Raw genomic sequence first — 13,480 nt, 5'->3', positions numbered from 1 at the left:
CCCGCGGCTTCCGCAACCGCGACAACTACCGGCTCCGCATGCTCCTCGCCGCCGGCGGACTCACCCCATGACCCCCACCGAATGTCCGAAGAGCCTGGAAACCGATCAGGCATGATCGAACCGTGGCCAGTCGATTCATCGTGCGCACCCGCACTACGGCGGCCGCCGAAGACCTCTTCGATGTCTCGCTCGACATCGATGCCCACGTCGCCTCGATGGAGCAATCCGGTGAACGAGCGATCTCGGGCGTCGTCTCAGGCCACATTGATCTCGGTCAAGAGGTCACGTGGCGAGCCCGTCACTTCGGCATCTGGTTCACGATGACCTCGCGAATCACGGCACTCGACCGGCCAACGCGGTTCGTCGACGAACAAGTGCGCGGGCCGTTCCGCTCGTTTCGTCACGAGCACCGTTTCGAAGACGTCAACGGCGTCACGACGATGACCGACACCATCGACGTTGCGTCACCGATACTCGGCATCCTCGCTGAACGCGTCGTGCTCGTTCCTTACCTGCGGCGCCTGATCCGTCTCCGCAACGCGCATCTCCTCGATCGGCTCGGCCTCGGCCCGACGACCGATCCCGGTGCTGCCGCCTGGCAGCCGGGGGAGTCGTTCCCGTACCGCGCGGCCGAGAGCACGACCCTCCTCGGTCGGGGCGGGGAGGTCTGGGAAGCGGTGAGCCGCGAGGTGCTTCGCTGGGGCGTGAAGACGCGCAGCGGATTCCGAGTGCCCGATGCGCACGAGGTGACCCCCGGGGAGCGGCTGCAGGTCACCACGGGGTTTGGGCCGGTTGTGATTCGTGAGCCGGTCGAAGTTCGGAGCGTCATCCGTGAACCCGATCGGGTCGGCTTCTCCTACGCTGCTCTTCCGGGTCATCCGGTTCGTGGTGAGGAGGCGTTCATCGTTCACCGCGAGGGTGAGGATGTCTATCTCAGCATCCGGTCACTGACCGCGCCCGCCAGCCGAGGATTCTGGCGGCTCGCCTACCCCGCGCTGCGGCTACCGCAGCTGTTCGCGCGGCGGCGGTATCGGCGCGCGCTGCGCTGAACGGCGCCTTACCGACCCAGCGCTGTTCGAACGGCTGTCGCGGGATCGAGGTCAATGCGTCGCAGAAGTTGTGCGTTGAGGGCGACGACGACCGTCGACAGCGACATCAGGATCGCGCCGACCGACATCGGTAGGACGAAGCCGATCGGTGCCAGGATGCCGGCGGCCAGTGGAACCGAGATGAGGTTGTAGCCACCCGCCCACCACAGGTTCTGCGTCATCTTCCGGTACGTGCGGCGCGACAGCTCGATCACCGAGAGCACCGACCGCGGGTCGGAGGTCGCGAGGATCACCCCGGCCGAGGCGATCGCGACATCCGTCCCCGCACCGATCGCGATGCCGACATCGGCCTGCGCGAGAGCCGGAGCGTCGTTGACGCCGTCGCCGACCATGGCGACGCGCTTGCCCTCGCGCTGAAGCTCCCGCACGGCGTCGGCCTTGTCTTCGGGGCGGACTTCCGCGAAGACGCGGTCGATCCCGAGCTCGTCGCCGACGGTGGTGGCAACGCTGCGCGCATCCCCGGTTATCATGACCACGCCGATCCCCAGTGCATGGAGCGCGTCGACGGCCTCGCGGGACTCCGGCCGTACGCGATCGGACAACGCCAGCCCGCCGATCACCTCACCATCGCGGGCGACATGAAGGATGATGGCGCCCTCGTCTCGCCAGGATGCCGCGGCGCTGATCTCGTCCGCGCCCAGTTGCTCCAGCATCCGTGGCCCGCCGACTCTGATCTCGTGCCCGTCGACGGTGGCGGTGACGCCAACGGCGGGGGAGGACGAGAAGCCGGTCGCCTGAGGAACACGGATGCCGCGCTCGGTCGCCGCGCGCACGATCGCCGCGGCCAGCGGATGCTCGCTCGCGTTCTCGGCGGCGGCGGCGAGGGCAAGCACGTCATCCTCGCTCCAGGCTCCCGAGGCCTCCACCGCCGTGACAGCAGGGGCGCCTTCAGTAAGCGTGCCGGTCTTGTCGAACAGCACAGCGTCTACGGTGCGCATGCTCTCCAGCGCCAGCCGATCCTTCACGAGTACGCCCGCCCGCGCCGCGCGCTCGGTCGCAATCGAGACGACAAGCGGAATAGCCAGGCCCAGCGCGTGCGGGCAGGCAATCACCAACACGGTGATCGAGCGGATGACGGCGGAGTCGGGGTCGCCGATCAGGGTCCAGACGATGGCCGTGATGACGGCAGAGCCGAGCGCGAACCAGAACAGCAGCGCGGCGGCGCGGTCGGCGAGGCGCTGCGCGCGGGACGAGGAGTTCTGCGCCTCGGTCACGAGGCGCTGGATGCCGGCGAGCGCCGTGTCGTCTCCGGTCGCGGTGACCTCGACCCGCAGGCCCGAGTCGACCGCGACCGTCCCCGCGGTCACGGTGTCGCCGACGCCACGCGAGACGGGGCGGGACTCGCCGGTGACCATCGACTCGTCCATGTCGGCGCGCCCATCGATGACCTTGCCGTCTGCCGGAACACTCGACCCGGGACGTACCAGGACGACATCGCCTATGCGCAGATCCGCGGGGGAGACCGTGACGATCTGGTCGCCGTCCACGCGCTCGGCCTCATCGGGGAGGAGCGCGGCTAGTGAGTCGAGTGCTGACGTGGTCTGCGAAAGTGAGCGCATCTCGATCCAGTGACCGAGCAACATGATCACGATGAGGAGCGCCAGCTCCCACCAGAACTCGAGGGCATGGTCGAGGATGCCGAGCGTTGCGCCCCAGGAGGCGAGGAAGGCGACGGTGATCGCCAGTCCGATGAGCAGCATCATTCCCGGCGCGCGCGAGCGAAGCTCCGAGATCGCGCCGCTGAGAAATGGCCAGCCGCCCCAGGCGTACATGACGGTGCCGAGGACAGGTGCAATGACGAGCGCCCAGCCGGGGACCGTGTAGCCCAGGATCATCGCGAACATGGGCGACGAGGCGACGACCGGAATCGCGATGACGAGGTTGATCCAGAAAAGTCGGCGGAACTGGCCGACATGATCGCCGTGACCCGCGTGCCCGCCGTGATCAGCGTGCGAACCGTGGCTCGAGTGATTCCGGTGCTCGTGTTCGCCGTGAACCGCGCCCGCCGTGGCGTGGTGGTCGTGCGGATGGCTCATGGTCGTCACTCCCTGCTTCGCTGATGTCGTAACGACTCCAACGAGGATACCCCTGGAGGGTATTCCGTCAAGAGGGTGAGTCGCTTAGTCTCGCGGCTTCCGCGTCATGACGTAGTGGACGACACCGGACGGAGAAGCGGTGGCTTCCACGTCGAACCGTTCTTCCAACCCCTCGAGTCCGTCCCAGAGACGTACTCCGCGACCCAGCAGGATGGGGACGGCAACGACGCGCAGCACATCGACGAGATCGGCTTGCAAGAACTCGCGAACGACGCTGGGCCCGCCCCCGAGCCGCACGTCCTGACCACCGGCGACCTGGGTGGCCAGCGCGAGGGCGTCGACCGGCTGCAGGTCGCGGAAGAGGAATGTCGTCTCTCCCACGGCGAGATCGGCCCGCTCCTGGTGTGTCAGGACCGCGACTGGTGTGTGAAAGGGTGGCTCCTCGCCCCACCACCCGCGCCACGTCTCGTCCTCCCACGGGCCGGTCTGAGGGCCGAACTTGCCGCGACCCATGATCTCAGCGCCGATTCCCTGCCAGCTCGCGGCGGCGAAGGCATCGTCCACTCCCGTGGTGCCGGCGCCTCTCGCCTCGCTTTCGTGTCCCGACGTGGTCACGAATGTCCGGGTAGGGAAGAACCACTCCATGAGGCGCCCGCCGGCATGACCAAACGGCGCCTCGAGAGTCCGCCCTTCGCCGGTGGCGAATCCGTCGAGCGAGACCGCCATATTGTGTACCGGAAGTCGCGTCATGCTCACACGGTACCCGTGGGCGTATCAGGCGAGCAGCGTCCTGAAGATCAGTTCGCGCCGCTGGCGAGATCACATACCGAAAGCGGCGCGCACTCCCTCATTCACGACGACGCCACCCCGCACGTTGAGTCCACGCGCAAGGGCCGGGTCAGCCTCGGATGCCGCATCCCAGCCGTTGTCAGCGATCGTCGCAATATAAGGGAGTGTCGCGTTGCCGAGCGCGCGCGTCGAGGTGTGCGGGGCTGCGCCTGGCATGTTCGCGACGCAGTAGTACAGCGACTGGTGCACCGGGAAGGTGGGGTTGTCATGGGTCGTCGGGTGCGAGCCTTCGAAGCATCCGCCCTGGTCGATCGCGATGTCGACGAGTACGGAGCCGGGCTTCATGGCGGCGACCATCTCGTCGGTCACGAGCTTGGGTGCCGCAGCCCCCGGGATCAGGACCGACCCGATCACGAGGTCGGCGTCGGCCAGCTGTTCGGCGATCTCGTATCGGGTCGAGGCGCGGGTCTGGATGGCGTCGCCGAAGCGCGCCTCCAGGGCGCGGAGCTTGGGTAGCGAGATGTCGATGACCGTGACGTTCGCGCCGAGGCCCAGCGCATTGGCGGTCGCGTGCTCACCAGCGACACCGCCCCCGATCACGACGACCTTGGCCTTGGGGGTGCCGGGCACGCCGCCGAGCAGCATCCCACGTCCACCCGACGGGCTCATCAGAGCCTGCGCGCCGACAGTGATCGAGAGCCGGCCGGCTACCTCGCTCATGGGGGCAAGGAGGGGGAGTGCCTTGTCGATCGTCTGCACGGTCTCGTAGGCGACAGCTGTCGTGCCGGCGTTCATGAGGGCGTCGGTGAGCGGCCGGTCGGCGGCGAGGTGCAGGTAGGTGAAGAGGGTGAGATCTTCGCGCAGCAGCTCGTACTCCGGGGCGATCGGCTCTTTGACCTTGACGACCATCTCGGCGCCGCCCCAGGTTTCTTCGGCGGTGTCGGCAATCTGCGCGCCGGCGGCGCGATACGCGTCATCCGTGAACGCACTACCCAGGCCCGCGCCACGCTGAACCGTCACGGTGTGACCGCGACGTACCAGGGCGTCGACTGCTGCCGGCGTCATGGCGACGCGGTTCTCGTTGTTCTTGATCTCGGTGGGTACGCCGATCCGCATGATCTTCTCCGTTCTTCCTTGAGCGCGGCCACACAGCTCGCCGTCGAACAGAGAATCGCACGATCTTCTGCTCGGAATGTTTCAGATCGAAGAAATCGAGCCATATAGCGGGTTTAGGGTGACATTCTCGCGAAGAAAACTTGGTCGTATGGGTCCCATGGCGAAGAATGTTCGACATGAGTACGGAGCTTGACCCGGTCGACGAACGCATCGTTTCGCTGCTGTCCGCCGACGGTCGGATGACCAACGCGGCGCTCGCCGATGCGATCGGCCTCGCACCATCAACCGTGCACACGCGCGTTCGCGCTCTCGTGGACCGCGGTGTCATCACGGGCTTTCACGCTGCCCTCGACCAGGGTGCTCTCGGGCGCGGGTTGCAGGCCGTGATCGGCGTGACGCTGCGACCCGGCGCGCGCCAGGAGAGCATCCGTGCCTTCACGCAGGAGGTGCGACGCATTCCCGAGGTGATCCAAGTCTTCTTTCTCGGCGGGGCTGACGACTTCCTCGTCCACATCGCGGTCGAAGATTCGTCAGCGGTGCGGCGTTTCGTGGTCGACCATCTCTCCGCTCGCCACAGCGTGGCATCCACCCGCACGAGCCTGATCTTCGAGTACCACCGCAACGCCGTCGCGGCCGACTTCGACTAGACCCCGTCTGTGCGGCGTCGTAAGAAAGCGCCGCGCAATTGGTCCCGCGGCCCCGGGACGACCGATGATGGAAGAACGGCGCATCACAGCATCCGTGCGCCGACCCACATCTGGAGGCCCCGTGTCCCGTCCCTCTGGCGCATCCCGCGCCCGCATCCTCGCCGCCGCTACAGCAGTCGCGGTTTCGGCGCTCGCCCTGGCCGGCTGCTCGAGCTCGAGCGAGCAGACCGAATCTGCCGACGCCGGCTATGTGACGCCCGGAAAGCTCACCATCGCGACCGGGCAGACCGCGTACGAGCCGTACGTCATCAATGATGACCCGGCCTCGGGTGAAGGATTCGAGGCAGCTCTCGCCTACGCGATCGCCGACAAGCTCGGTTTCGCCGCCGATGACGTCGAGTGGGTGCGCACGAGCTTCGAGGCAGCGATCGCCCCCGGTCCCAAGGACTTCGACTTCAACATCCAGCAGTACACGATCACCGACGAACGCAAGCAGGCCGTCGATTTCTCGTCGCCCTACTACTCGGCGGCGCAGGCCGTCGTAGCTCTCGAGGGTGGGCCGGCAGAGGGTGTCACCGACATCGACGGGCTGAAGTCCCTCGTTTTCGGCGCGATGTCTGGCTCGACCAGCGCGCAGACGATCGACGCGGTAGTGCAGCCCGACACGACGACACAGCTGTACTCGTCGAACGAGGATGCCGTCGCAGCACTGAAAGCCGGACAGATCGACGCGTTCGTGATCGATCTTCCGACGGCGTTCCTTGCCACGTCGCAGTACATCGAGAACTCCTTCATCGTCGGTCAACTGCCCCTCGGCGGGATCGCCGACGAGTGGGGTGTCGTTCTGGCGAAGAACTCGCCGCTGACGGCATCCGTGTCGGAAGCGATCGACGAACTGCGAGCCGACGGCACGCTCCAGCAGATCACCGACCAGTGGCTGGATGCCGAGCAGGGCGTTCCGATCCTGCAGTGACCGCGCCCGCCCCTGCCGCAGACGGCCCACCGCCGCCCAGCGCACTCGAGCTCGACCGCCGCGCCTACCGGCGCCGGCGGTCGCAGCGCTCTGTGCTGGTCGCGGTCGCCTCCACGGTGGTGTTCGCGGCCATCGTCTGGCTGACGGTCATCCGGACGCCCGGATGGGCCGCCGTGCAGGAGTCGTTCTTCGACCCGCAGATTGCGATCGAGTCGCTTCCGAAGGTGTGGGACGGGTTCCTGCTGAACCTTCAGGTGCTGGGTCTGTCGGTGATCACGGTGAGCGTGGTGGCGCTGACGGTGGCGGTGCTGCGGACGCTTCGCGGACCGGTGTTCTTCCCGCTCCGTGTGCTGGCCGCCGGCTACACCGACCTGTTTCGGGGATTCCCGTTCATCATCGTGCTCTACCTCGTCGGGTTCGGCATCCCGACGGTCGTGGGTGAGCGCATCGAGCCCGTCATCCTTGCGGTGCTCGCGGTCACTCTCACCTACTCGGCGTACGTCGCTGAAGTCATCCGTGCCGGCATCGAGGCCGTGCATCCGTCGCAGCGCCTTGCCGCCCGTGCCCTCGGTCTCGGCCACCTGCAGACGCTGCGGCGCGTTGTGCTGCCGCAGGCCCTGCGCAAGATGACTCCGCCGCTGATGAACGACTTCATCTCGATGCAGAAGGACGTCGGATTGATCTCGATCCTCGGAGCGGTGGATGCCATCGCCGCGGCCCGCTCGGAGGTCTCGCTCACCTACAACTTCACACCGTATGTCGTCGCGGGCATCCTGTTCGTGTTGCTTGCCATCCCGACGATTCGGGTGGCTGACTGGTACACCGCAAAACTTCAGCGGCGCGAGCAGGCGGGATCGGTCCTATGACCGCCGTGCTGCGGGCCGAAGGCCTCTGGAAGAGCTTCGGCGACCAGCCCGTGCTTCGCGGGGTGTCACTAGAGCTCTCCCGCCACGAGGTCGTGGCGGTGATCGGCGCGAGCGGGTCGGGCAAGTCGACGCTGCTTCGGTGCCTCAACCTGCTCGAGGGCATCGATGATGGCCGCATCCTGCTGGGCGATCAAGACATCTCGGATCCTCGCGTGGATGCCGACCGCGTGCGCTCGCGGCTGGGGACGGTGTTCCAGAGTTACAACCTGTTCCCGCACCTGAGCGTGCTCGACAACGTCACGCTCGCGTCGCGGGTTGTGCGACGGGTGCCACGGCGCGATGCCGAGGAACGAGGGAAGATGCTGCTCGACAGGGTGGGGCTCGGAGCGTTCGCGCACGAGCATCCCGACCGTCTCTCGGGCGGACAGCAGCAGCGGGCGGCGCTGGCGCGAGCTATCGCTACCGACCCCGAGGTGCTGCTGCTCGATGAGATCACCTCGGCGCTCGACCCGGAACTCGTCGGCGAGGTTCTCGGACTTGTGCGCCAGCTAGCCGAGGAGGGTGCGACGATCCTGATGGCCACACACGAGATGGCCTTCGCTCGCGATGTCGCGCATCGTGTGCTGTTCCTCGATGAGGGGCGTGTGCTGGAGGAGGGCCCACCGGCCCAGGTGTTCGGTTCCCCGCGCGAAGCCCGCACGAAGGAGTTTCTCGCTCGCTTTCGTGCCTAGGCCCGCCCTCGGTCGAGGTCAGTGGCGGGCGCCGAGTTCCCGGGGCGGTCTGGCAGACCGTCCCTAACTCCGCAGAATCGCCGCTTGTTCGCATCCGTTTGACCGGATGTTGCGAAGCTCGCGCGAATCTGCGGAGTTGGTGACAGCAGGTCGGGGCGCTCGCGCCTCTACGGCAAGCGCCGTATTCTGAGGCGGATCAGGGGACGAAGGGACGATGGATGACGACCGTCGACGATGCCACTCGAGTCGAGGCGATCGCCACCTACGACCTTCTTGCGTCTCCGCCCCGCTCGGAGCTTCAGGGGCTCGTACGCCTCGCGGCACTGGTGTCCGGAGTGTCGACAGCCGTGATCAACATCATCGACGACCGCTTCCAGCACCAGATCGCCGCGGTCGGCATCGAGCCTGCGGTGTGCGCCCGTGAGGATGCGATGTGCGCAGCAGTGCTCGCCGAGCCCGCCCCCGTCATCATCCAGGATGCTCGTGAGGATGCACGGTTTCGGGACAATCCGTATGTGGATGGCCGCCGTGCCGATCTCCGCTTCTATGCATCAACTCCGCTGGTCACTCCCGACGGTGTGGTCATCGGGCGGCTGTGCGTCTTCGACGAGACCGTCCGAGATCTCGATCCCGAGGCGCAGCGCGCGCTCGAGATCCTCGCCCGGCAGGTGATCGATGTGCTCGAGCTGCGGCGCATCACCCGTGAACTCACTGCGTCCAACGAGATGCTGACCCAGTTCGCGGGGCAGATCAGCCACGATCTTCGCAATCCGCTGACCGCGCTGACCGGATACCTGGAGCTGGCATCCGACAGTCCAGACATCGATTTGGCGCCGCAGGCCGCCCGGTCTCTCGCGCACGCCGAGTCCGCGGCCGACCGGATGGCTGCCATGATCGCCGATCTGCTGGAGTACGCGCGGCGCGGATCGGCGGCGCCGCATCCGCAACCGGTGCAGCTGGATGAGCTGACCGCGGATGTCATCGCGGATCTTCGTGTGCCGATCGCCGAGTCGTCAGCGACGATCGTCGTGGATGCCGATCTTGAGGTCTGGGCTGATCGCACGCTCCTGGGAGTCGTGATCCAGAACATCGTCGCGAACGCGGTGAAGTTCGCGGCAGCAGCTGGCGTTCGGCCGCACGTCGAGGTGACGGGAGCACGGACGTCCTCGGGTTCGCTCATCACCGTCGATGACAACGGGCCGGGGGTGCCTCGCGAGTTGCGCAAGCGTGTCTTCGATCTGATGGATCGCGGCAACGCGGAGGGGGTCGACGGGCTGGGGCTCGGTCTTGCCACCTGTCGCCGCATTCTGCAGGCTCACGGCGGCCGGATCGCGATCGAGGACTCACCACTCGGCGGCGCTCGGGTGCGGATTACCCTGCCGAACTCACCAGACCCGCGCTGAAGCGGCGCCGCGGCCTGGGTGGCGCACAGAGGAGTGGAAACGCTCCCATAAAATGGTCGGCGGCTTCGCCATGACTCCCGATTCCCCTCCTCACACAGTCCCGCGCCGCGACATTCAGGGCCTCCGTGCGCTTGCCGTCCTGGCGGTGGTCGGCGCGCACGCCGTCGGATGGCCGTCCGGGGGCTTTGTGGGTGTCGACATCTTCTTCGTGATCTCGGGCTTTCTTATTACCGGGATGCTGCTCTCCGAGATTCGCCGTCGCGGCAGCGTCTCCCTGGGTGGCTTCTACGCGCGCCGTGCACGCCGCATCCTGCCCGCGGCGCTCGTAACCTTGGGTGCGGTTGTCGGGGCTGCCTTTGCACTGTTCAACACCGTCCGGGCCGATCAGACCCTGGGGGATGCCGTCAGCGCCGCGCTGTTCGTCTCGAACTGGCGCTTCGCTGCCCAGGGCACCGACTACTTCCACGCCGCTGATGCCGTCTCACCTATACAGAACTTCTGGTCGCTGTCGGTGGAAGAGCAGTTTTACCTCGCGTGGCCGGGGCTGCTTGTCATCCTCATGTTGCTCATCCCCGTCGCGGCACGGCGGGGCACTACAGCACGGGTCGTCGTGGGGACTGCCGCGGGAGCGATTGTTGCGGCATCCTTCACGTGGGCCCTCACGCAGACCGAGGCGCAGCCGACCCTCGCATACTTCTCGACCCTGACGCGGGCGTGGGAGCTCGCGGCTGGAGCGCTGCTTGCAGCGGCGGTTCCGGCGCTTGCCCGCATCCCGCGCGCTCTCGGAATCGTGCTGGGATGGGTGGGGCTCGCCGGTGCTGTCGCGTCAGTCCTGATCATCGAACCCACCGCTGCCGGCTTCCCCGCGCCATGGGCAGCACTGCCGGTTGTCGCAACTTGCCTCGTGCTCGCCGGTGGCGTGGCCGGAGATCCTCGGCAGCGACACCTGGTTCCGCTCACCAACCCTGTGAGCGTGTTCGTGGGCGACATGTCTTACTCGCTGTACCTGTGGCACTTCCCTGTCATCGTCTTCGCCGCTGCGCTGCTCCCCGAATCCGATCAGAGAATCTGGATCGTGCTCGGGGGGATTGCCGTGCTGAGCCTTGCTTCGTACTTCATCGTCGAGCAGCCGTTGCGGTACGCGCCGTGGCTGGGGGCTCGGATGCCTGCCTCGTCGGATCGGGCGGCATCCGTGCCGGCGGCGGCGCAGCCGGCGGTGGCGCCGGCGAACACGACGCTGGCGCGTGGCGTTGCCTCGACCAGGCCTGCGGGATGGACACCGGGAACCCGGTACTTTCCCGACAGCCCTCGGCCGATGCCGCCGTCGGCGCTTTCCGCTCCTCCGGCCTTACCCGCTGTCCCGGGCGTCCGGACGGCAGTCCAGCCGCCCGTGCGAGGTTCTGCCGGGTCCGCCGGCGCCGGGTCGGTGAGCGCAGGCGACACCGCACCCGGTCGACTGTGGCGTGAACGATTCGGGACGCAGATCTTCCTGGCAACGGCGGGTCTGCTCGCGGTCGCGCTGGGAACAGCAACGTGGGTTCACGCCACGTCCGGGGCCGGCCCGCTCATTCAGCCGCCGGCATTTGCTGCACCCGCGTCCCCGACGCCTGCAGCTGACCCGACAGCGCAGCTGCAGGCCGAGCTTGCGGCAGCAGTTACGGCGACGGCGTGGCCAGTCCTGCATCCATCTCTCGATGAGGTCATGGCGCAGTCCTCCGGGGCCAACCCGGCGCACGACTGCTTCTCGCCGACCGTGACGCCTGATCCAGCGGCCTGCACGTGGGGGAGCGCCGATGCCGCTACCCACATCTACCTCGTCGGCGACTCCACGGCGATGGCCTACGCTCCGGCGTTCCGGTCACTGGCCGAGAACAGCGGCGGGCTGATCGCGGCGACCACGGTGGGGCTGTACGGATGCCGCTTCACCGATGTCCTCGTGCAGAACGATGGCGATGGCATCATGGCGGCCTGCCCCGAGCGCAAGGACGTCGTTCGGCAGCTGATCGCGGCTGATCAGCCCTCCCTCGTCATCGTCTCGAACGCCTTCACCCTCGGACGCTCGACAGACGGAACGGATCTGTCGGCGCAGGACCTCGCCGCGGCTGCCCAGTCCGAGGCTGCCACCTACGGGATGTCGGGGCGTGTCGTTTACCTGGCACCACCGCCGCAGGGAGTGAACCTCGGAGCTTGTTACTCGCCGGTGTCGTCGCCATCGGCGTGTGCTTCCGCGGTTGATGACACCTGGATTGCGATGTGGGACGCGACGGTTGCTGCAGCGGCGGCATCCGGTGATCACGCCATCGACGCGCTGCCTTTCAGCTGCTGGGAGCAGGTCTGCCCCGCTTTTGCTGGGACGCTTCCGACCAAGTACGACCAAACACACCTGACGGTCCCGTACGCCGAGCACATCGCCCCGTACCTGGCGTGGGCGCTTCAGAGCCAGGGCCTTATCGCCGCAGGATGATCGTCTCGGAAATCATCCGAAGTGCTGATCGAGGGCCGTCATCACGGCATCCGGATAGGCGAGGCCGACGAAATGTCCGGCCTCGGGAAAGCTCACGAGCGTTGCCGAGGGCACCGCTGCCGCCATCCGGGATGCCCAGCTGGGTCGGATGAGCTGGTCTGCATCACCTTGGATCAGCGTGACCGGCACCGTGACATCGGCCAGCGCGAAGCCCCACGGCGCACCGAAGACCCGATATTCGTCGACCGCGCCGTCGATCTGCCCCACTGCCTCGAGCATGCAGGCGGTGTACCACTCGGAGCGGGCGCGAATGATCGCCGCATCGGCAGGCCCCAGCGACTTCTCTGAGAGGCGTTCGACCTGCTCGGGTCTGCGGCGCAGCATCCGCCGCATCACATGGAAGTAGCTGCGGGCTGTCGCGGGGAGGCGCCGCGACAGGGTGATGAGCCGCCGGTCCATGCGGCCCAGCTCGCGGAGAGTGTCGGCGTCGTCGAGCGGCAGCGCGCCAGCGATCACGACGACGCCCCGGATCCTGTCGGGCTGCGCCACAGCAGCCGCTAACGCGTACTGCCCGCCGGCTGACCAGCCCAGCGCGACGGCATCGGCCGCGCCGACGTCGTCGAGAACGGCGCCGACATCCTCTTGTCCCCACGACAGAATCGACCGCTGCGGGTCGCGATCGCTCATTCCGACCCCGGGACGGTCGGGTGAGACGATCCGGATGCCGCGATCGCGGGCGATGTCGTCGTAGGCTGACGAATCCCACCCGCTCACCAGGCCGCCGTGGGCGCTGATGACGGTTCGCGATGAGCTCGTGTCGCCGAATACGCGATAGCCAATCGCACGGCCGCCGACGGTGACCACGCGCGATGAGGACGCAGCGGGTTGAGGCTCCATCGCCGGTTCAGTTGGCGGCGTTATAGGCCTCGAGAACGGATGCCGGAACTCGTCCGCGCTCCGAGACGGAGTACCCGTTCTCCTTGGCCCACGCGCGCACGGCGCTGTAGTCCTGCTGGCCCGAACGCCGGCGCTTGCGTCCCGCCGCCGATGCGCTGTGCGACGCCGAGATTCGGCGTCCGGCCGAGACATACGGCGCCAGCGAATCCCGCAACGCTGCGGCATTCGCGTCGGTGAGATCGATCTCGTATGCGACGCCGTCGAGGGAGAACGTCAATGTTTCTCCTTCGCCGATCTCCAGAACGGTTCCGTCGAGATCATCGACGAGTTGATGAACGATTTTGCGTGCCATATGTGGCTCTTCGGACATTCGGTGGGGGTGAGGCTCGCCGGGTGAGGTTCGGCGGGTAGGGGTCGAGGTCCCCGAGGATCAGTAGCGCCAACTGCTG

12 protein-coding genes are annotated in these 13,480 nt (G+C 67.1%); 7 read left to right on the top strand and 5 right to left on the bottom strand.

Annotated elements, in window-relative coordinates; translation table 11 throughout:
• Window positions 1-122: 122 nt before the first annotated feature.
• Entirely contained in the window at window positions 123-1,049 is a 927-nt protein-coding gene (locus AB0O89_RS14740) for a DUF1990 family protein (RefSeq protein WP_363499120.1), read from the top strand.
• 8 nt (window positions 1,050-1,057) lie between these two features.
• Here AB0O89_RS14740 and AB0O89_RS14735 read toward each other — a convergent pair whose 3' ends face one another.
• The 3 genes from AB0O89_RS14735 to ald all read right to left on the bottom strand — a co-directional run bounded on the left by AB0O89_RS14735 (window position 1,058) and on the right by ald (window position 5,050).
• Entirely contained in the window at window positions 1,058-3,145 is a 2,088-nt protein-coding gene (locus AB0O89_RS14735) for a heavy metal translocating P-type ATPase (RefSeq protein WP_363499117.1), read from the bottom strand.
• Window positions 3,146-3,229: 84 nt separating this feature from the next.
• On the bottom strand, window positions 3,230-3,895 hold the full coding sequence (locus tag AB0O89_RS14730; RefSeq protein WP_363499114.1) for a dihydrofolate reductase family protein: 666 nt from the start codon (window positions 3,893-3,895) through the stop codon (window positions 3,230-3,232).
• 69 nt (window positions 3,896-3,964) lie between these two features.
• Window positions 3,965-5,050 carry an alanine dehydrogenase gene (gene ald / locus AB0O89_RS14725; RefSeq protein ID WP_363499111.1) on the bottom strand — a complete coding sequence of 362 codons (1,086 nt, stop codon included), beginning with the start codon at window positions 5,048-5,050 and terminating at the stop codon, window positions 3,965-3,967.
• A 176-nt stretch (window positions 5,051-5,226) separates the two neighbouring features.
• On the opposite strand from ald, the gene AB0O89_RS14720 reads away from it, so the two are divergent.
• From AB0O89_RS14720 to AB0O89_RS14695, 6 genes are all read left to right on the top strand, one after another.
• Window positions 5,227-5,697: an Lrp/AsnC family transcriptional regulator gene (locus AB0O89_RS14720; RefSeq protein WP_363499108.1), complete on the top strand. Its 471-nt coding sequence runs from the start codon at window positions 5,227-5,229 to the stop codon at window positions 5,695-5,697.
• A 121-nt stretch (window positions 5,698-5,818) separates the two neighbouring features.
• On the top strand, window positions 5,819-6,670 hold the full coding sequence (locus AB0O89_RS14715; protein WP_363499105.1) for a transporter substrate-binding domain-containing protein: 852 nt from the start codon (window positions 5,819-5,821) through the stop codon (window positions 6,668-6,670).
• Window positions 6,667-7,536, top strand: a complete 870-nt coding sequence (locus AB0O89_RS14710) for an amino acid ABC transporter permease (RefSeq protein WP_363499102.1) — start codon at window positions 6,667-6,669, stop codon at window positions 7,534-7,536. Before AB0O89_RS14715 ends, AB0O89_RS14710 begins: the two co-directional genes overlap by 4 nt.
• Window positions 7,533-8,267 carry an amino acid ABC transporter ATP-binding protein gene (locus tag AB0O89_RS14705; RefSeq protein WP_363499099.1) on the top strand — a complete coding sequence of 245 codons (735 nt, stop codon included), beginning with the start codon at window positions 7,533-7,535 and terminating at the stop codon, window positions 8,265-8,267. The genes AB0O89_RS14710 and AB0O89_RS14705 overlap by 4 nt, the downstream gene beginning before the upstream one ends.
• 218 nt (window positions 8,268-8,485) lie before the next feature.
• Window positions 8,486-9,670, top strand: coding sequence for a GAF domain-containing sensor histidine kinase (locus tag AB0O89_RS14700; protein ID WP_363499096.1), 1,185 nt, complete (start codon window positions 8,486-8,488; stop codon window positions 9,668-9,670).
• 70 nt (window positions 9,671-9,740) lie between these two features.
• A complete protein-coding gene (locus AB0O89_RS14695; protein ID WP_363499093.1) occupies window positions 9,741-12,134 on the top strand; it encodes an acyltransferase family protein in 2,394 nt (797 codons plus the stop codon).
• A 12-nt stretch (window positions 12,135-12,146) separates the two neighbouring features.
• On the opposite strand, the gene AB0O89_RS14690 is transcribed toward AB0O89_RS14695, so the two are convergent.
• On the bottom strand, window positions 12,147-12,998 hold the full coding sequence (locus AB0O89_RS14690; protein WP_341579323.1) for an alpha/beta hydrolase: 852 nt from the start codon (window positions 12,996-12,998) through the stop codon (window positions 12,147-12,149).
• 40 nt (window positions 12,999-13,038) lie between these two features.
• Complete coding sequence (locus AB0O89_RS14685; RefSeq protein ID WP_292709046.1) at window positions 13,039-13,383, bottom strand: Lsr2 family protein; 345 nt, start codon at window positions 13,381-13,383, stop codon at window positions 13,039-13,041.
• Window positions 13,384-13,480 lie beyond the last annotated feature (97 nt).

The sequence above is a fragment of the Microbacterium sp. NPDC076895 genome, from assembly GCF_040687115.1.
Lineage (GTDB): Bacteria > Actinomycetota > Actinomycetes > Actinomycetales > Microbacteriaceae > Microbacterium.
Note: the sequence above shows the minus strand (reverse complement) of the source record. Positions and strands in the feature narration are given on the sequence as shown.